This window comes from Streptomyces yunnanensis, from assembly GCF_029011865.1.
GTDB classification, from domain to species: domain Bacteria; phylum Actinomycetota; class Actinomycetes; order Streptomycetales; family Streptomycetaceae; genus Streptomyces; species Streptomyces yunnanensis.
The window spans coordinates 3,519,989-3,537,036 of record NZ_CP095749.1 but is presented as its reverse complement, the minus strand read 5'-3'; the positions used below and the strand labels follow the sequence as shown (position 1 = coordinate 3,537,036).

The 17,048-nt window shown below is 73.8% G+C and carries 16 protein-coding genes and 1 tRNA gene; 10 read left to right on the top strand and 7 right to left on the bottom strand.

What is annotated here, in order from left to right:
* Window positions 1-190 precede the first annotated feature (190 nt).
* Both MOV08_RS15295 and MOV08_RS15290 read left to right on the top strand, forming a co-directional pair.
* Window positions 191-2,026, top strand: a complete 1,836-nt coding sequence (locus tag MOV08_RS15295) for a tetratricopeptide repeat protein (protein ID WP_203232553.1) — start codon at window positions 191-193, stop codon at window positions 2,024-2,026.
* Between the two features lie 121 nt (window positions 2,027-2,147).
* Window positions 2,148-2,221, top strand: a tRNA-Met gene (locus MOV08_RS15290).
* A gap of 354 nt (window positions 2,222-2,575) precedes the next feature.
* Here MOV08_RS15290 and MOV08_RS15280 read toward each other — a convergent pair.
* Window positions 2,576-2,995 carry a Fur family transcriptional regulator gene (locus MOV08_RS15280; protein ID WP_039632946.1) on the bottom strand — a complete coding sequence of 140 codons (420 nt, stop codon included), beginning with the start codon at window positions 2,993-2,995 and terminating at the stop codon, window positions 2,576-2,578.
* Between the two features lie 160 nt (window positions 2,996-3,155).
* On the opposite strand from MOV08_RS15280, the gene MOV08_RS15275 reads away from it, so the two are divergent.
* On the top strand, window positions 3,156-4,619 hold the full coding sequence (locus tag MOV08_RS15275; RefSeq protein ID WP_275307762.1) for a catalase: 1,464 nt from the start codon (window positions 3,156-3,158) through the stop codon (window positions 4,617-4,619).
* 180 nt (window positions 4,620-4,799) lie between these two features.
* Here MOV08_RS15275 and MOV08_RS15270 read toward each other — a convergent pair whose 3' ends face one another.
* Complete coding sequence (locus MOV08_RS15270) at window positions 4,800-5,198, bottom strand: CBS domain-containing protein (RefSeq protein WP_039640874.1); 399 nt, start codon at window positions 5,196-5,198, stop codon at window positions 4,800-4,802.
* A gap of 202 nt (window positions 5,199-5,400) precedes the next feature.
* Window positions 5,401-6,204 carry a histidinol-phosphatase gene (hisN, locus tag MOV08_RS15265; protein WP_039632942.1) on the bottom strand — a complete coding sequence of 268 codons (804 nt, stop codon included), beginning with the start codon at window positions 6,202-6,204 and terminating at the stop codon, window positions 5,401-5,403.
* A gap of 184 nt (window positions 6,205-6,388) precedes the next feature.
* Between hisN and MOV08_RS15260 the strand changes: the two genes are divergently transcribed.
* Window positions 6,389-7,036, top strand: coding sequence for a TetR/AcrR family transcriptional regulator (locus tag MOV08_RS15260; protein WP_039632940.1), 648 nt, complete (start codon window positions 6,389-6,391; stop codon window positions 7,034-7,036).
* 17 nt (window positions 7,037-7,053) lie between these two features.
* On the opposite strand, the gene MOV08_RS15255 is transcribed toward MOV08_RS15260, so the two are convergent.
* The 4 genes from MOV08_RS15255 to MOV08_RS15240 form a co-directional block, all read right to left on the bottom strand.
* Window positions 7,054-7,377, bottom strand: coding sequence for a DMT family transporter (locus tag MOV08_RS15255; protein ID WP_039632938.1), 324 nt, complete (start codon window positions 7,375-7,377; stop codon window positions 7,054-7,056).
* Window positions 7,378-7,514: 137 nt separating this feature from the next.
* Window positions 7,515-8,522, bottom strand: coding sequence for a ribosome small subunit-dependent GTPase A (gene rsgA, locus MOV08_RS15250; protein WP_039632936.1), 1,008 nt, complete (start codon window positions 8,520-8,522; stop codon window positions 7,515-7,517).
* A gap of 13 nt (window positions 8,523-8,535) precedes the next feature.
* Window positions 8,536-9,888, bottom strand: coding sequence for a 3-phosphoshikimate 1-carboxyvinyltransferase (aroA, locus tag MOV08_RS15245; protein WP_039632934.1), 1,353 nt, complete (start codon window positions 9,886-9,888; stop codon window positions 8,536-8,538).
* Window positions 9,889-10,064: 176 nt separating this feature from the next.
* Complete coding sequence (locus MOV08_RS15240) at window positions 10,065-10,829, bottom strand: M50 family metallopeptidase (RefSeq protein ID WP_039640873.1); 765 nt, start codon at window positions 10,827-10,829, stop codon at window positions 10,065-10,067.
* A 43-nt stretch (window positions 10,830-10,872) separates the two neighbouring features.
* On the opposite strand from MOV08_RS15240, the gene MOV08_RS15235 reads away from it, so the two are divergent.
* The 6 genes from MOV08_RS15235 (at window position 10,873) to MOV08_RS15210 (ending at window position 16,878) form a co-directional block, all read left to right on the top strand.
* Window positions 10,873-11,703 carry an SOS response-associated peptidase gene (locus MOV08_RS15235; protein WP_275307761.1) on the top strand — a complete coding sequence of 277 codons (831 nt, stop codon included), beginning with the start codon at window positions 10,873-10,875 and terminating at the stop codon, window positions 11,701-11,703.
* Window positions 11,704-11,757: 54 nt separating this feature from the next.
* The gene (locus MOV08_RS15230) at window positions 11,758-12,405 is read left to right on the top strand and encodes an alpha/beta hydrolase family protein (protein ID WP_039632930.1); all 648 of its coding nucleotides are present in this window, start codon (window positions 11,758-11,760) and stop codon (window positions 12,403-12,405) included.
* A 341-nt stretch (window positions 12,406-12,746) separates the two neighbouring features.
* Window positions 12,747-13,448: a sigma-70 family RNA polymerase sigma factor gene (locus tag MOV08_RS15225; RefSeq protein WP_039640870.1), complete on the top strand. Its 702-nt coding sequence runs from the start codon at window positions 12,747-12,749 to the stop codon at window positions 13,446-13,448.
* Window positions 13,445-13,837 (top strand): mycothiol system anti-sigma-R factor, encoded by a 393-nt coding sequence (rsrA, locus tag MOV08_RS15220; protein WP_039632928.1) that lies wholly within the window; start codon window positions 13,445-13,447, stop codon window positions 13,835-13,837. Before MOV08_RS15225 ends, rsrA begins: the two co-directional genes overlap by 4 nt.
* A 273-nt stretch (window positions 13,838-14,110) precedes the next feature.
* Entirely contained in the window at window positions 14,111-15,514 is a 1,404-nt protein-coding gene (locus MOV08_RS15215) for an HD-GYP domain-containing protein (protein WP_275307760.1), read from the top strand.
* Complete coding sequence (locus MOV08_RS15210) at window positions 15,511-16,878, top strand: HD-GYP domain-containing protein (protein WP_275307759.1); 1,368 nt, start codon at window positions 15,511-15,513, stop codon at window positions 16,876-16,878. Before MOV08_RS15215 ends, MOV08_RS15210 begins: the two co-directional genes overlap by 4 nt.
* Window positions 16,879-17,048 lie beyond the last annotated feature (170 nt).

Below are 17,048 nucleotides of genomic sequence, written 5' to 3'. Positions count from 1 at the left end.
GATTCCTTGAGAATCCGGGCCTTTGTCATGCGTTCGGGTCAAAGCTTCCCGGGGGCGGGTCGGACAACCCATGTGGGAAAGCTGTGTGCTTGAGTTTGGCATGTCGTCGTGTCGGGAAGTCGACAAACCGCTGAAGTGACCTCACTGGCTGCGGTATACCAGGTGTACGCGGGTTACAGGTGATGCGACGATGGTTCTTATGGGGGACAAGGCAAGGTTGTTGGAGACGGACCGGTTTGTGCAGGCGCCCGACGACGGGCGCGATTCCGAGATGGCGATGGACGCGATGGAGGCCGACGGCACGGCCGAGGCGTCCGACGCGGTGACCGAGTCCGGCCACCGCCGTGCCGCAGAGGCGGGCGACACCGCCGCCATGAGCGCGCTGGGTGCGATGCTGCTGCGCCGCGCCGACCTCGACGGCGCCGAGCCGTACCTCCGCTCGGCCGCTGCCGCCGGGGACCGGGCCGCGGCCAACAACCTCGGCGTCCTGCTCCACCAGCGGGGCTACGCCGACGAGGCCGCCGGCTGGTGGCGGATCGCCGCCGTCGCCGGCTCCGCCGCCGCGGCGCACGCCCTGGGCCGCCACTACCGCGAGCGCGGCGACGAGCCGGCCGCCGAGTACTGGCTGCGCCAGTCCGCCGAGTCCGGCCACTGCCTGGGCGCGTACGCCCTCGCCGACCTCCTGGAGCACCGCGGCGACATCGGCGCCGAGCGCTGGTTCCGGGCCGCCGCCGAGCGGGGCCACCGCGAGGCCGCCTACCGCCTCGCCCGGCTCATCGAGGACGGCCGCGACGCCGACCGCCGGACGGTGCCCGCCTACGGGGAGCTGACCCAGCAGGCCGAGGCCGAGCAGTGGTACCGCCAGGCCGCCGCCCGCGGCCACCGGCGGGCCGCGCTCCAGCTCGGCGCGCTGCTGGAGGAGCGCGGCGACATCCAGGAGGCCGGCCGCTGGTACCTCTCCGCGGCCAAGGACGGCGAGGCCCGCGCCGCCTGCGCGCTGGGCTTCCTGCTCCGCGACGCCGGGGACGAGGAGAGCGCCGCGGAGTGGTGGCGGCGGGCCGCCCAGGACGGCGACGGCAACGCCGCCAACGCCCTCGGTGCGCTGCACGCCGACCGCGGCGAGCTGCAGACCGCCGAGCGCTGGTACCGCGCCGCGCTGGACGCCGGGGACGTCAACGGCGCCTACAACCTCGGCCTGCTCTGCGCCGAGCAGGGCCGGCCCGGCCGGGGTGAGCAGTGGTACCGCCGCGCCGCCTACGCCGGCCACCGCGAGGCCGCCAACGCGCTGGCCATCCTGCTGCTCCAGCGCGGCGACGCCTCCGGGGCCGAACCGTGGTTCTCCAAGGCGGCCGAAGCGGGCAGCGTGGACGCCGCGTTCAACCTCGGCATCCTGTTCACCGGCCGCGGCGAGGAGCGACTGGCGCGCTCCTGGTACGAGCGGGCGGCGTCCGCCGGGCACACCGACGCGGCGCTCCAGGTCGCCATAGCGCAACTGCGCGACGGCGACCTCCAGGACGCGGAGCGGAACCTGCGCTGCGCGGCCGGCGGCGGCAGCGCCGAGGCGGCCTTCCGGCTCGCCGACCTCCTCGACCGGCGGTCCGGGGAGCCGGACGGCGAGCGGTCCGAGGGCGACGAGAGCCGGCAGTGGTACGAGCGCGCCGCGCGCCAGGGCCACCGCCGCGCCCAGGTCCGGGTTGGCATGTTCGCGGCGGCTCGCGGGGACGCCGTGGAGGCGGCGTCCTGGTACCGCGCGGCGGCCGAGGCCGGCAGCCGTAACGGCGCCTTCAACCTCGGGCTGCTGCTGGCCCGCGAGGGCAGCCTCCCCGAGGCCGTCCTGTGGTGGCAGCGCGCCGCCGAGAGCGGCCACGGCCGGGCGGCGCTGCGGCTGGCGCTGATCGCCGCCCGCCGCGGGGCGCTCACGGAGGCCCAGCGCTGGTGCGCGCGGGCCGTGGAGCTCGGCCCGCCGGAGGTGGCGGAGCGGGCGGCCCGGCTGCGGACCGCACTCCAGGAGGAGCTGAGCGCGTGACGGCCGGCGGCCGGGGACGGTGACCCCGGTTTCCGGGGTGCGGTCCGACGGCCGTGCCCCGGGCCGGTCGGAGCGAATTTGCGCTGGTCGTCGGCGTGGGGTTAAAGTAAAGCCACAACGACGCGGGGTGGAGCAGCTCGGTAGCTCGCTGGGCTCATAACCCAGAGGTCGCAGGTTCAAATCCTGTCCCCGCTACTGAAACCGAAGGCCCGGATCCTCAGGATCCGGGCCTTCGGTGTATGCGGGGCGATGACTACGAGCGGTGCCCAACCGCCTCCGCGTGCAGAGCGCGGTCCACGATCTTCTCCTCCGGCAGCGGTGCCCCCTTGGTGACACCGGCGTCGCGGTAGGCCCGCTGGAGCCGGTCGGGTGCCCTTCCTGATCTCCCAGTCCATCCGGCGCGGCGGCACCGAGGCGAGGATCTCCGGATCCACCTTCAGCAGCCCGGCCAGTTCCGCGACCGCTCCGTGGAACGCCGAAGATCCCCGGGGCGGCAGGGGCCCACGGGGTGGCGGGGGTGCGGCGCGGCCCGGACGGGGCCGGGCCGGGTCAGGAAGCGGCGCTGCAGTTGGGGCAGATGCCCCGGTAGGTCACGGTGACCTCGGAGACCTGGAAGCCGTAGCGCTCCGGCTCGGGCAGCGCGGAGAGCGGGTCGCCGTGGAGGTGCACGTCACGGATCGTGCCGCAGCGCGAGCAGACGAGGTGCTGGTGGTCGTGGTGGGCGTTGGGGTCGTAGCGCTTGGCGCGACCGTCGGTGCTCACCTCGATCACCTCGCCGAGCGAGACCAGCTCGCCGAGGGTGTTGTAGACCGTGGCGCGGGAGATCTCGGGGAGGCGCTCGGACGCCTTGGCGTGCACCTCGTCGGCGGTGTAGTGGACGTGGTCCCCGTCCAGGACCTCGGCGACGACGCGGCGCTGTGCGGTCAGCCGCCAGCCGCGTCCCCGGAGTCGTTCCAGCAGGTCACTCATGCCAATCACCTATCAGTCAGATAGTCACCAGGGTAGCAGTGACGGTCCATCGCCGGACCAGGTACGGATTTCGGGTCCTTCTTGACTTAGACAATGTCCAATGTAGGATCGGGTACGGCGCAAGCCAAGGGCAGGTGAACGAAGACATCAGGAGGCGCACGTGTCGGTAGAGAGCACCACCGGACCGCTGACCACGGAGACCGGAGCCCCGGTCGCGGACAACCAGAACAGCGAGACGGCCGGCCTCGGCGGCCCCGGTCTGATCCAGGACCAGCTCCTGATCGAGAAGCTCGCGCACTTCAACCGGGAGCGCATCCCGGAGCGCATCGTCCACGCCCGCGGCGCGGGTGCGTACGGCACCTTCACCGTCACCGCGGACGTGACGAAGTACACCCGCGCGAAATTCCTCTCGGAGGTTGGCAAGCAGACCGAGACGTTCCTGCGCTTCTCGACGGTCGCCGGCAACCTCGGTGCGGCCGACGCGGTGCGCGACCCCCGCGGCTTCGCGCTGAAGTTCTACACCGAGGAGGGCAACTACGACCTCGTCGGCAACAACACCCCGGTGTTCTTCATCAAGGACGCCATCAAGTTCCCCGACTTCATCCACACCCAGAAGCGCGACCCGTACACCGGCTCCCAGGAGGCGGACAACGTCTGGGACTTCTGGGGCCTTTCGCCCGAGGCCACCCACCAGGTGACCTGGCTGTTCGGCGACCGCGGCATCCCGGCCACGTACCGCCACATGAACGGCTACGGCTCGCACACCTTCCAGTGGAACAACGAGGCGGGCGAGGTCTTCTGGGTCAAGTACCACTTCAAGACCGACCAGGGCATCGAGAACCTCACCCAGGGCGAGGCCAACAGGCTCGCCGGCGAGGACCCCGACAGCCACCAGCGCGACCTGCGCGAGTCCATCGAGCGCGGCGAGTTCCCGACCTGGACCGTCCAGGTGCAGATCATGCCGGCGGCCGACGCGGCCACCTACCGCTTCAACCCGTTCGACCTGACCAAGGTCTGGCCGCACGAGGACTACCCGCCCATCGAGATCGGCACGTTGGAGCTCAACCGCAACCCGGAGAACATCTTCGCCGAGGTCGAGCAGTCGATCTTCTCCCCGCACCACTTCGTGCCGGGCATCGGCCCGTCCCCCGACAAGATGCTCCAGGGCCGCCTCTTCGCGTACGGCGACGCGCACCGCTACCGCGTCGGCATCAACGCCGACCACCTCCCGGTGAACCGCCCGCACGCCACCGAGGCGCGCACCCACGGCCGGGACGGCGCGCTCTACGACGGCCGCCACGGCCGGCAGAAGAACTACGAGCCGAACAGCTTCGGCGGCCCGGTCCAGACCGGCCGGGCGCTGTGGCAGCCGCTGCCGGTGTCCGGCGCGACCGGCGAGACCGTGGCGCCCTCGCACGCCGAGGACGACGACTTCGTCCAGGCCGGCAACCTCTACCGCCTGATGTCGGACGGCGAGAAGGAGCGCCTGATCGACAACCTGGCGGGCTTCATCGCCAAGGTCTCCCGCGACGACATCGCGCAGCGGGCGATCGAGAACTTCCGCAAGGCGGACGCGGACTACGGCAAGCGGCTGGAGGCCGCGGTCCAGGCCCTGCGCGGCTAGGGGTCCCGCGCGGCGGTCCGTCACCTCGGTGGCGAGCCGCCGCGGGGCGACCCGACGTCGCTTGCCGTACATGCCGAAGAGGTCGGACGCCACGGGGCTCCGGCCTCTTCGTGCGGGCGCGTGCGCCCGCGTCCGCACGCTCGTTGCGCCCTCGTGCCGTGACCGCCGGGGCAGCCGCCCTCAGGCCGCCGCGGGCGTCCGCGCGGAGACGTCGGACCAGCAGCGGATGATGTCGCGGACCGAGACGATGCCGACCGGTTCGAGGTTGTCCAGGACGACGAGATGGCGGAAGCCGCCGCGCACCATGGCGCCGGCCGCCTCGTCCAGGGTCCAGTCCGGGGTCGCGAAGACCACGTCGGACGTGGTGTGGCTCTGTGCGGTCTCCCGGTCGGGGTTCTCGCCCGCCCCGAGGGAGTTGAGGATGTCGCGCTCGGTGAGGATGCCGATGCCGAAGGTGTCCTTGTCGAAGACCACGGCCGCGCCGATGCGGCGGGCCGCCATCAGTCGTGCCGCCTGGCGGAGGGTGTGGGCCGGCCCGATGGTGAGGACCGTCGTGCTCATGGCTTCTTTGACGAGCATGGACATGAAAGGGAGCCACCTCCTTGGGTGTATGTGAATATGCGAATCGATTCACAAGTGCACAAAGTGGGGGGTTCTCATGTTCACATGCTCCCGTCCACGTCACAAGGGGCAGATGTTGGACATCAGTCCGAGCATCTGCCCCTTCGCAGGTCGGTGGCGGTTTTCGGCGGCCGGCCCGGCGCCGTCCGCGCGGCGCCGGTCAGCCCCGGTTGTCCCCGACGTACGACAACAGGTCCTCATGGAGCAGGCCGTTGGAGGCCGCCGCGTTCCCGCTGTGCGGACCGGGTCGGCCGTCCAGGCCGGTGTAACGTCCGCCGGCCTCCTGGACGATCACCGCACAGGCCGCCATGTCCCACAGGGACAGCTCCGGCTCCGCGCAGATGTCCACCGTCCCCTCGGCGACCATCATGTAGGGCCAGAAGTCGCCGTAGGCCCGGGTGCGCCAGCAGTCCCGGGACAGGTCGAGGAAGCCGGAGAGCTTGTCGCGCTCCTCCCAGCCGCTCAGCGAGGAGTACGCGAAGGACGCGTCCTGGATGCGGGCGACCTGGGAGGTCTGCAGCCGGGTCGCCGAGGTCAGGCTGCGGCCGGTGAAGGCGCCCAGGCCCTCCGCGGCCCACCAGCGGCGGTTCAGTGCCGGGGCGGAGACGAGCCCGACCACCGGGCGGTCGCCGCCCTCGCCGCGCTCCATCAGGGCGATCAGGGTCGCCCAGACCGGCACCCCGCGGACGTAGTTCTTGGTCCCGTCGATCGGGTCGATGATCCAGCGGCGCGGCCCCGAGCCCTCGCTGCCGAACTCCTCGCCGAGCACCGCGTCCCGCGGCCGGGCGCGCTGGAGTTGGCCGCGGATCAGCTCCTCGGCGGATTTGTCCGCCTCGGTGACCGGAGTCATGTCCGGTTTGGTCTCCACCTTGAGGTCGAGGGCCTTGAACCGTTCCATGGTCGCGGCGTCCGCGGCGTCCGCCAGGACGTGTGCCAGGCGGAGATCATCGTGATAGTCGGGCATGTGCGAACAGTATCCACTGGTATACGCGGGATCCACATGGCCGTGCCGCGTCCTGCGGGTGGTCTCCCGGGAGTCGTCGGCCGGGCCCGCCCGGGGGGTGTCCGCAGTGGGTCTTGACAGTCCCTGACGGTGCGTCAATTCTGTGATCTGGACCACTGTTCGGGTGGAGCCAGGGAGGTGGCCGATGCCTTCGGCACGCGAGGCCCTGCTGGACGCCGCCTACACGGCGCTGCTGACCCGGGCCTGGACGGCCGTCCGGATGGTGGAGGTGGCGGCCGCGGCGGGGGTGTCCCGGCAGACGCTCTACAACGAGTTCGGCGGCAAGGACGGGCTGGCCCGGGCGCTCGTCCAGCGGGAGACCGAGACCTATCTGGCCGGGGTGGACCGGGCGCTGGCCCGCGGGGTCGCCGGACCGGCGGACGACGCCGGCGCCCGGGTGGCCGCGGCGGCCGCCTGGACCCTGCGGACCGCACGGGCGAACCCGCTGGTGCGGGCGGCGCTGACGGGGTGTTGGGGCGATCGGCTGCCGGCCGGTCAGGACGGGCCCGGCGAACTCGTCGGCCGGTTCCGTGACCGGGCGGTGGCGGCGCTGGCGCCCGGCCGGCCCCGGGAGGAACTGCCGGCCCTGGACGCGGCCTGCGAGACCGCGGCCCGGCTGACGCTGTCCTGCGTGATCGCTCCGGCGAGCGCGGAGCGGGACCCGGAACCGGTCCGCCCACCGGCCGACGTGTGCGTGGCGGTGCCGCGGCAGCGGGCGCGGCGCAGGCCCGAGGCCGAGACCGAGGCGGTCTCCCGGCTCGTGCGGGGCGCCTTCGCCGGACTCGCCGGATGACGCGGGCGGCCGGAGCGTCAGTGCGCCGAGCCGGACAGCTGGAGCCCGACCACCCCGACGATGACCAGGGTGATCGAGATGATCTTGAGCGTGGAGACCAGGTCGCCGAGGAAGACCATGCCGTAGATCGCGGTGCCGGCAGCGCCGATGCCGGTCCACACCGCGTACGCCGGGCCGACGTCGAGCTTGCGCAGTGCCAGGGTCAGCAGGCCGAAGCTGCCCAGGGCGAAGACCGCGAAGGCGACGGTCGGGTAGAGGCGGGTGAAGCCGTGCGAGAGCTTGAGGCAGACCGCGAAGCCGGTCTCCAACAGGCCCGCCACCACGACCAGCAGCCACGCCATATCCCATTGCCTCCGTCAGCTCGGTGACTGCTTCAGCCCAGGCGACCCATCACGACCGGATCAGACCGGATCGGACCGGTCCTGGTGTGAGGGTGATTATGCCGTTGGCCCCGACGGACGGCAGGGGATTACCCGGATCAGTCGCCCTCGCGTCGCTCCCGGGTGGACAGCAGTCGGCGCAGGGAATACAGGCGGGCCGGGTCGGCGTGCCCCCCGGCCACCCATGCCTCCAACGCGCAGTCCGGCTCGTCGTGGCTGCACGCCCGGGGGCACTCCTCGGTGCCCGGCTCCAGGTCCGGGAAGGCGTGGATGACCCGGGACGGGTCGATGTGGGCCAGCCCGAAGGACCGCACGCCCGGGGTGTCGATGACCCAGCCGGTGTCGCCGGGCAGCGGCAGCGCCAGCGCCGAGGTGGTGGTGTGCCGGCCGCGGCCGGTGACCGCGTTGACGTGTCCGGTGGCCCGGCGGCGCTCCGGCACCAGGGCGTTGACCAGGGTCGTCTTGCCCACCCCGGAGTGCCCCACGAACGCCGTCATCCGACCGGTCAGCTTCTCCCGGACCCGCTCGGCGGCGCTGCCGTCGGCCAGTTCCTCGCGGTTGGTGACGACGTACGGGACGCCGAGCGCGCCGTAGGACTCCAGCAGCGTGTCCGGCGCGGCCAGGTCGGACTTGGTCAGCACCAGCAGCGGGTCCAGCCCGGCGTCGTAGGCGGCGACCAGGCAGCGGTCGATCAGCCGCGGCCGGGGCTCGGGGTCGGCGAGCGCGGTGACGATCGCCAACTGGTCGGCGTTGGCGACCACCACCCGCTCGTATGGGTCGTCGTCGTCCGCCGTGCGGCGCAGCGTGGAGCTGCGCGGCTCGACCCGCACTATCCGGGCCAGGGTGTCCTTGTCGCCGCTCAGATCGCCGACCACGGCGACCCGGTCGCCGACCACCGCGCTCTTGCGGCCCAGCTCGCGGGCCTTCATGGCGGTGACCTTGCGGTCGTCGATCAGGCAGGTCAGACGGCCCCGGTCGACGGTCAGGACCAGGCCCTCGCGGGCGTCCTCGTGCTTGGGGCGGATGTTCGTCCGCGGGCGGTTGCCCTTGCGGTTGGGACGGACTCGGACGTCGTCCTCATCGGGGTTCTTGCCGTAGCGACGCATGGTGCGGCGACCCTCAGGCTCTCCGGGCGGCGGTGGACGTCGGATCCAGCATCTGCGTCCACAGTGCGGGGAAGTCGGGCAGGGTCTTGGCGGTGGTGGCGACGTTCTCCACCTCCACGCCCTCGACGGCCAGGCCGATGATCGCGGCGGCGGTGGCCAGCCGGTGGTCCTCGTAGGTGTGGAAGATCCCGCCGTGCAGCGGACGCGGCCGGATGTGCAGGCCGTCCGCGGTCTCGGTGACGTCGCCGCCGAGCTCGTTGAGCTCCTTGGTGAGCGCGGCCAGCCGGTCGGTCTCGTGCAGCCGCAGGTGCGCCACACCGCGCAGCGTGGAGGGCGAGTCGGCGAGCGCGGCGACCGCGGCGATGCCCGGGGTCAGCTCGCCGACCTCGCCGAGGTCGATGTCGATGCCGTGGATGCGGCCGCTGCCGGTGAGGGTCAGACCGCGCTCGGTCAGCTCGCAGGAGCCGCCCATGGCGGTGAAGATCTCGCGCAGCGCGTCGCCGGGCTGGGTGGTGTGCTCGGGCCAGTCCGGGACGGTGACCCGGCCGCCGGTGACCAGCGCCGCGGCCAGGAACGGCTGGGCGTTGGAGAGGTCCGGCTCGACGACCAGATCGCGGCCGAGCAGCGCGCCGGGGGTGACCCGCCAGACGTTCGGCTCGCCGCCCGCCTCTGGGGTGTCCACCTGGGCACCGACGCTGCGGAGCATGTCGACGGTCATCCGGATGTGCGGCATCGAGGGCAGCGCCGCGCCGACGTGCCGGACCTCGACGCCCTGGTTGAAGCGCGGCGCGGACAGCAGCAGGGCGCTGACGAACTGCGAGGACGAGGAGGCGTCGATCTCCACCGCGCCGCCCTCCAGGGCGCCGCCGCCGAACACCGTCATCGGGAGGGCGCCGCGGTTGTCGTCGTCGATCCGGGCGCCCAGGGTGCGCAGCGCGTCGATGACGCCGTGCAGCGGGCGCTCGTAGGAGCGCGGGTCGCCGTCGAAGCGGATGGCGCCGTCGGCGAGCGTGGCGACCGGCGGCAGGAAGCGCATGACCGTGCCGGCGTTGCCGACGTCGACGGTGGCCGGGCCGTGCAGGCCGGCCGGGATGATCCGCCACGCCTCGCCGCCGGAGGTGCCCGCGGAGCTGGACGAGGCGGTCTCCTCGATGCCGACGCCCAGGGCACGCAGCGCCTCGGCCATCAGCAGGGTGTCGCGGGAGCGGAGCGGGCGGCGCAGCCAGCCGGGCTCGGAGGAGAGGGCGGCCAGGACCAGGCCGCGGTTCGTGACCGATTTGGAGCCGGGCACGGTGACGGTCGCATCGACCGCCCCGGGAGCGACGGGGGCGGGCCACAGGGCAGGGAGGGCGGGGCTCTCGGTCATGCCCTTACTTTAATGGCTGGACAAGGGTGCCGATCTTGATCAAAAGCGGCGCAACCTGTGCGAAACACGGCTCCCGCGGTGCAACCGCAGGCAGCGGCCCCCTCCGGGGCAACAGGCGCGACACCGACATACGGAATGTGGGTTACCGGATGCCCATCAGTAGGGACATCGGCTCCTCATACACCGAGCAGCCAGCGCCCGCCGCCCATGAGGGAACAGAGGGTCACCACATGGAAGAACCCGAGCCAGACACCGGCCGGGACATGGGTGAGCCGGGCCAACTGATCCGGGTCGGAGTCCCCCGGGCCAGCCCCTCGCCCGACCACCACCCCGGCACGAGCCGCTGACGCGGCGCGCATCATCCGCCGCCGCTTCCCCTGGAGCTCGAACGGCGGCCGCACGCCGCCCAGCAGCAGGAACCACACCACCGCGTACGCGAACCCCGCCTGCACCTCGGGCGCGGTCAGCAAGGACACCAGGAGGAAGGTGCCGCCGGCGAGCACGACGGTCAGGACGCCGTACGCGTTGCGGATCATCACCAGCATCGCCAGCAGCAGCGCGGTGGCCCCCCACAACAGCGCCGTGGTGTGCCCGGCGCCCAACAGGGCGGCGCCCGCCAGACCCAGCAGTGACGGGGCCAGATAGCCGGCCGCGGCGGTCAGGATCATGCCCGGACCGTGCGGTTTGCCGCGGGAGACGGTCAGCCCCGAGGTGTCGGAGTGCAGCCGGATCCCGTCCAGCCGGCGGCCGGTCAGCAGGGCGACCAGGCCGTGGCCGCCCTCGTGGGCGATCGTGACGGCGTTCCGCGACAGCCGCCAGGCGGTGCGCGGTATGACGGCGCCGAGGGCCAGCACGCCGGTGACGATCACCAGCCAGAGCGACGGCCCGGGCTGGGCCGAGAAGACCCGGTCCCAGACGTCCGTGATGTGGTGGGTGTCCAAGATCTCCACGTCTCCCTTCGGCGTGCATGGCAGTGTGGCACGCATGTGCGGTAGGTATGCAGCGAGCCGGCAGCCCGAGGACCTGGTCGGCATCTTCGACGTCCGGCAGTGGCAGCCCACGGAGACCCTGGCGCCCAGTTGGAACATCGCCCCGACGGCCAACGTGCAGGCGGTACTGGAACGTCCCCTCAAGGGCGAGGCCGCCGCCGCTTTCCCGCCCGGCCCGGTGCGCCAGCTGCGGACGCTCAAGTGGGGCCTGGTCCCGTCGTGGGCGAAATCACCCGAGGGCGCCGCGCGGATGATCAACGCCCGGGCCGAGACGGTGCATGAGAAGCCCTCGTTCCGGCAGGCGTTCGCGACCCGCCGCTGCCTGCTCCCCGGGGACGGCTACTTCGAGTGGGTCACCGGCGCCGCCGAGCGGGAGCTGGAGGAGCAGGGCCGGAAGAAGCGGCCCCGCAAGCAGCCGTACTTCGTGACGCCGGCGGACGGCTCGGTGATGGCGATGGCCGGCCTCTACGAGTTCTGGCGGGACCGCACCCTGCCCGGCGACCACCCGCTGGCCTGGTGGGTGACCTGCACGGTCGTCACCACCGAGGCCGAGACCACCCCGCTGGCCGGGGCCACCGGGGACGACGGCCCGCGGACGCTCGCCGACATCCACCCGCGGATGCCGCTGGTGCTGCCGCCGGACCGCTGGGACGCCTGGCTCGACCCGGCCCGCACCGACCCCGACGACCTGCGCGCGCTGCTCGCCCCGCCGCCGCCCGGGCTGATGCGGGCCCACCCGGTCCCCACCGGCGTCAGCAACGTCCGCAACAACGGGCCGGAGCTGGTCACCGAGCTCGAAGGCCCCGAGGTCGGCACGCTGTTCTGACGCGCCGGGCGGGCCGCGCCGCGCTCCCCGGCACGGCCCGGGCAGGATGGCCGTATGAGTACGAGGGCGAACGAGAGCGAGACGGTCGCGACGCCGGCGGGCGACGCCCGGATCTCCTGGTACCGCGACGCCGAGCCGGCCCGGGCCGTGGTCGCCGTCAGCCACGGCGCGGGGGGCGGCATCGAGGCGCGTGACCTGCAGGCCCTGGCGGCCGCGCTGCCGGCCCGCGGCTACACCGTGGCGCTGGTCGAGCAGCCGTGGCGGGTGGCCGGCAAGAAGGTGGCGCCCGCGCCGAAGACCCTGGACACCGGGTGGACGGCGCTCTGGCCGGCGCTGGAGAAGCCCGGCCTGCCGGTGGTCGCGGGCGGCCGGAGCGCCGGCGCCCGGGTGGCCTGCCGCACGGCGCGCGAGCTGGGCGCGCAGGCCGTGCTGGCGCTGAGCTTCCCGCTGCACCCGCCGGGGAAGCCGGAGAAGTCCCGGGCGGAGGAGCTCACCGGCGCCGGGGTGCCGACCCTGGTGGTGCAGGGCGGCCGGGACCCGTTCGGGCGCCCCGAGGAGTTCCCCGCGGGCACCGGGCTCACCGAGGTGGCCTACGGCGACCACGGCTTCGCGGTGCCGAAGTCGGCGGGGGTGACCGAGGCGGAGTCGATGGCGGTGCTCACCGACGCGGTGGTGGCGTGGCTGGACGGGATGTTCGGTTGACCGACCGGGCCCGGGCGGGGCGCCGCCCGGTCCGCGGAGCCCCGGCCCGACCCGCCGGAACGGGCGGTGAAACCGGTGCGTCCGGCCGGGAATGATCCGCACCCGTGCCGCTGTTGTGCCAGGCGAAAGCAGTGGAGTACGTCCAGCGCGCACGAGGAATGGGAGTCCGTCGCATGGGGATCGCTTGCCCGGCCCGCCCGGCCGCCGACCTGCAGTGGTCGCAGATGCAGGTGACGCAGCCCGCTCTGGCTGGAGCGGCGGCGGCACCGGATCGTCGTCTATTCTCCGAATCGAGAGGGTCCGCGGCGGCAGTCGCGGGATCCGCCACGGTGTTGGAGGAGGTGGGTCCGGTCACCGGAACCGACGCAGGGACCGACGGCTCGGCTGCGGAGCAGCCCACGGGCCGGACGGAGAGCGACGTCGAGCGCAATGCGCGCTTCGAGCGGGATGCCCTCGTCTTCCTCGACCAGATGTACTCCGCCGCTCTGCGCATGACGCGCAATCCGGCCGACGCGGAGGACCTGGTGCAGGAGACGTACGCCAAGGCGTACGCGTCCTTCCACCAGTTCCGGGAGGGCACCAACCTCAAGGCGTGGCTGTACCGGATCCTCACCAACACCTTCATCAACTCCTACCGCAAGAAGCAGCGTGAGCCGCAGCGCAGCGCCGCCGACGAGATCGAGGACTGGCAGCTCGCCCGCGCCGAGTCCCACATGTCGACGGGTCTGCGCTCCGCCGAGTCGCAGGCGCTGGACCACCTCCCCGACTCGGACGTGAAGGCCGCGCTCCAGGCGATCCCCGAGGAATTCCGGATCGCCGTCTATCTCGCGGACGTCGAGGGCTTTGCGTACAAGGAGATCGCCGACATCATGGGGACACCCATCGGCACGGTGATGTCCCGTCTCCACCGTGGCCGGCGCCAACTGCGCGGCATGCTGGAGGATTACGCCCGTGAGCGCGGGCTGGTCCCGGCGGGGGCGGCTGCCGAGGCGCAGTCCGCGCCGGCGCCGGAGTCGCACGACCGGAAAGGCACGGGATCATGAGCTGCGGAGAGCCGCACGAGAAGGACTGCTCAGAGGTCCTTGACCACCTGTACGAGTATCTCGACCGCGAGATGCCGGCCGGGGAGTGCGCCGACTTCCAGGTCCATCTCGACGAGTGCTCGCCGTGCCTGGAGAAGTACGGCCTGGAGCAGGCCGTCAAGAAGCTGGTCAAGCGCTGCTGCGGGCACGACGACGTGCCCGTGGACCTGCGGTCGAAGGTCATGGGCCGGATCGAGCTGATCCGGGCCGGCGAGACCGTGCCCGAGGTGAGCGTGCTGGACCAGGCCCGGCACGAACAGGCCCAGCGGGAGCGGGCGGCGGACGCCCAGGGCGCCGCCGGCGCGTCCCCGAAGGCCGACGCGGCGGGCAACGCCGCGCACGCCGAGTAGGACCGCACGGCCCCTCCGGAGCCCGGCTCCGCACGGCCCGCGCGCGTACGCCCGACCCGCCCGTTTCTCGAACGGGTGCGCGCTCCTGTCATCCCTGGGAGTGAGGGGTGGGGCGATCCGTCCCGCTCGATCCGCCGATGCGCCTCCGCCGGCGCCCCGGCCCCTCTATTCTCGCCGGACCCCCGCGGTGCGTGGTCTCCCGCCGTGTGGCGGCGGGTGCGTCGGGCTGGGGGCACCTCCCAGCGGTAGCTGGAGGAGGGGGAGGAGGGCGCGATGCGGGAACTTCCGGCGGCCGCGCGGATGTACATCGGCTGTGCCGCCCTGGCCGCGGCGCTCTGCGCGGCCCCCGCGGTCCGGCTCGGCGCCGCCGCCCCCTGGACCGGCGCGCTGGCCCTCGGCGCCCTCCACGGCCTGTGCGCGCGGATGCGCCGCTGCCCGCTGACCGACGGCCGCGCACGGCAGTCCACCGGCCCCGACGCAACGCCCGGGACGTTTCCGCCGGGCTGGGCCACCCCCGTCGTCCTCGCCGGATCCTTCCTGCTGCCGCCGTCGCTGGCCGTCCTGGTCGCCGTCCCCGGCGCCCTGCTCACCCCGCCCGCCCGGCCCTGGCCGGTGGCCCGCCGCGTCTGGCACACCGCCGAACTCGCCCTCGCCGCCTGGACGGCCGCCCAGGTCTTCCGCACCGCCGCGCCCGCCGCCCCGGCCGCCGCGCCCTTCCCGGAGCTGCTGCCGCCCGCGCTGGCCGCCGCCGGGGCCTTCTGCGCCGTGCTCGTCGCGCTCGGCGGCGGGGTGCTGGTCCTCGCTGAGCGGCACCCCGTGCGCACCGCCTGGCGCGGCCCGACGGTCCGGCTGCCGGTCCCGCACCTCGTCCACGGGCTGACCGGGCTGATGATGGCGGTGCTCTGGCACAGCGTCTACGGGCCGCCGGCGGCGCTGCTGGTGCTGCTGCCGGTGCACCTGTCCTGCTGGGCGTCCGCGCAGTACCAGCGGGAACGCGCCGCCCACCAGGCCACCGTGCGGGCCCTCGTCCAGGCCGTGGACCTCAAGGACCGCTACACCCGCGGGCACAGCGAGCGGGTCGGGCGGGCGTCGGTGCTGATCGCCCGGGAGCTGGGCATGGCGGAGGACCGGCTGGAGGTGCTGCGGTTCGCCGGGATCCTGCACGACGTCGGCAAACTCGGCGTCCCCACCCGGCTGCTGCGCAAGGACGGCCCGCTGACCCCGCAGGAGCGCCGGATCATCGAGCTGCACCCCGAGTACGGCCACGAGATCGTGCGCGGCATCGGCTTCCTCGGCGAGGCGCGGGCGGCGATCCTGCACCACCACGAGCGGATGGACGGCAGCGGCTACCCCTACGGGCTGGCGGGGCATCACATCCCGGAATGCGCCCGGGTGGTGGCGGTCGCCGACGCCTTCGACGCGATGACCTCCACCCGCTCCTACCGACGCGCCCGCCCGGTCCCCGCCGCGGTCGCCGAACTCCGCCGGTGCGCCGGGACGCAGTTCGACCCGCGGATGGTCCGGGCGCTGGCCGCCGCCCTCGACAAGCACGGCTGGCGGCCGGACCAGGTGACCGCGGAGGAGCAGCGGGCGCCGGACCCGGTCCCGGCGGGGCGCGGAAACGTCCCTCCGGCCCGGGCCCACCGGCCGGGCGCGGGCCACGGCGCCGCCCGATGAGCCGCCGCGCGACCGCCTGGGTGCACGGGCCGGCCGCCGTACTGGCCTGCTGGGGCCTGGGCCACACCCTGTGGCACGGGATCACCGGGCCGCGCACCGCGCTGGCCTTCGGGGTGCTGATCGCGGCCGGCGAGGCGGTGCGCCGGGTCCCCGCCCGGCCGGCCGGCCACCGGCCCGACCCGCCCCGAGCACCGCGCTCCGCACCCGCCCCCCACGTCGCTCCGGCGGCGGGAGCCCCCTCCGCGGTGGAGCCCCCGATCCCCTCGGTGCGCCGGCAGCAGCCGCTCCCCGGTCTGCGGGAGGGCGCCCCGCTCGGCGCGGCCGGGGCGCTCGGGTACGCGCTGCTCGACGCCACCGGCGGGCGGCCGGCCGTGCACGGGGTCCCACAGACCGTGGCGGTGGTGGTGGCGGCCGGGCTGGTGGGGCTCGTCCCGTACCTGGTGCGCGGTGGCGGGCCGGCGCTGGACCCGCTCGCCCGCCGGGTGCTGACCGTCGGGTTCGCCGCCACCTGCTGCCAACCCCTATACCACGTCGACGCCTTGCGCTCCTGGGGTGCGGCCGGTCCGGTTCGCCCGCTCTTCCTGGCCGTGCTGCTGGGGCTGACCGCGCTGTGCGACGCGGTGCTGGCGGCGGCGCTGGCCCGGGCCCGGACCGGCTGGCCGTACGGGCCGCTGCTGCGCGACGAGTTGCGGGCGCTGCCCGGCATCGGCACCGCCATCTGCGCCACCGGCGTGGTCATCGCGCTGGCCGTCGCCGCCGCCGGGCTGTGGGCGCTGCCGGTGTTCTGCCTGCCGCTGCTGCTGACCCAGATCGCCTTCCGCCGGTACGCGGCGGTGCGCGCCACCTACCGCCAGACCATCGCCTCGCTGGCCCGCGCCACCGAGATCGCCGGCTGCACCCCGCCCGGCCACGCCCGCCGGGTCGCCGCGCTCAGTCGCGCGGTCGGCCGGGAACTCGGGCTCGGCGGAGCGGACTTGGACGTCCTCGAACACGCCGCCCTGATGCACGACATCGGCCAGCTCTCGCTCGTCGACCCGGTGCCGGACGGCGCCACCGTCCCGCTGCCGGCCGCCGAACAGCGCCGGATCGCCCTGCTCGGCGGCGCCGTGGCCCGGCAGACCGGCGCCCCGGCGCAGGTCGCGGTGATCGTCGAGCGGCAGGCCGATCCGTACCGGGAGCAGCCGGTCACCGCCCGCATCGTCCGCACCGTCAACGCCTACGACGACCTCGTGGCGGGCGCCGCCGGCCCCGCCGGGCGGCTGCGCGCCCTGGAACGGCTGCGGCTGGCCACCGCCAGGGACCACGAGCCGGGGGTGGTCGAGGCGCTCGCCCGGGTGCTGGCGCGCGGGGGTCCGGCGGGCTGATCGCGCACGGTGTGCGCCGGTGCGCGGAAGGGGCCCGTACGCTCCCGTAGCGGGCCCCGCACACCCCTGCCGCATGGTGTTCCCGGGCCGTCCACCGCACGGGAACCCATGGGTAATGAGCGCCCCGCGAGATGGGCATGGTTGGATGCGAAGGGAGCCCCCTGAACGGG

What these genes read in the sequence shown, in the direction of transcription:
- MOV08_RS15295 (WP_203232553.1), top strand. Translation starts at nt 191, where the DNA reads ATGGTTCTTATGGGGGACAAGGCAAGGTTGTTGGAGACGGACCGGTTT.
- MOV08_RS15280 (WP_039632946.1), bottom strand. Translation starts at nt 2,995, where the DNA reads ATGAGTGACCTGCTGGAACGACTCCGGGGACGCGGCTGGCGGCTGACC.
- MOV08_RS15270 (WP_039640874.1), bottom strand. Translation starts at nt 5,198, where the DNA reads ATGCTCGTCAAAGAAGCCATGAGCACGACGGTCCTCACCATCGGGCCG.
- hisN (WP_039632942.1), bottom strand. Translation starts at nt 6,204, where the DNA reads ATGCCCGACTATCACGATGATCTCCGCCTGGCACACGTCCTGGCGGAC.
- MOV08_RS15260 (WP_039632940.1), top strand. Translation starts at nt 6,389, where the DNA reads ATGCCTTCGGCACGCGAGGCCCTGCTGGACGCCGCCTACACGGCGCTG.
- MOV08_RS15255 (WP_039632938.1), bottom strand. Translation starts at nt 7,377, where the DNA reads ATGGCGTGGCTGCTGGTCGTGGTGGCGGGCCTGTTGGAGACCGGCTTC.
- rsgA (WP_039632936.1), bottom strand. Translation starts at nt 8,522, where the DNA reads ATGCGTCGCTACGGCAAGAACCCCGATGAGGACGACGTCCGAGTCCGT.
- aroA (WP_039632934.1), bottom strand. Translation starts at nt 9,888, where the DNA reads ATGACCGAGAGCCCCGCCCTCCCTGCCCTGTGGCCCGCCCCCGTCGCT.
- MOV08_RS15235 (WP_275307761.1), top strand. Translation starts at nt 10,873, where the DNA reads ATGTGCGGTAGGTATGCAGCGAGCCGGCAGCCCGAGGACCTGGTCGGC.
- MOV08_RS15230 (WP_039632930.1), top strand. Translation starts at nt 11,758, where the DNA reads ATGAGTACGAGGGCGAACGAGAGCGAGACGGTCGCGACGCCGGCGGGC.
- rsrA (WP_039632928.1), top strand. Translation starts at nt 13,445, where the DNA reads ATGAGCTGCGGAGAGCCGCACGAGAAGGACTGCTCAGAGGTCCTTGAC.
- MOV08_RS15215 (WP_275307760.1), top strand. Translation starts at nt 14,111, where the DNA reads ATGCGGGAACTTCCGGCGGCCGCGCGGATGTACATCGGCTGTGCCGCC.
- MOV08_RS15210 (WP_275307759.1), top strand. Translation starts at nt 15,511, where the DNA reads ATGAGCCGCCGCGCGACCGCCTGGGTGCACGGGCCGGCCGCCGTACTG.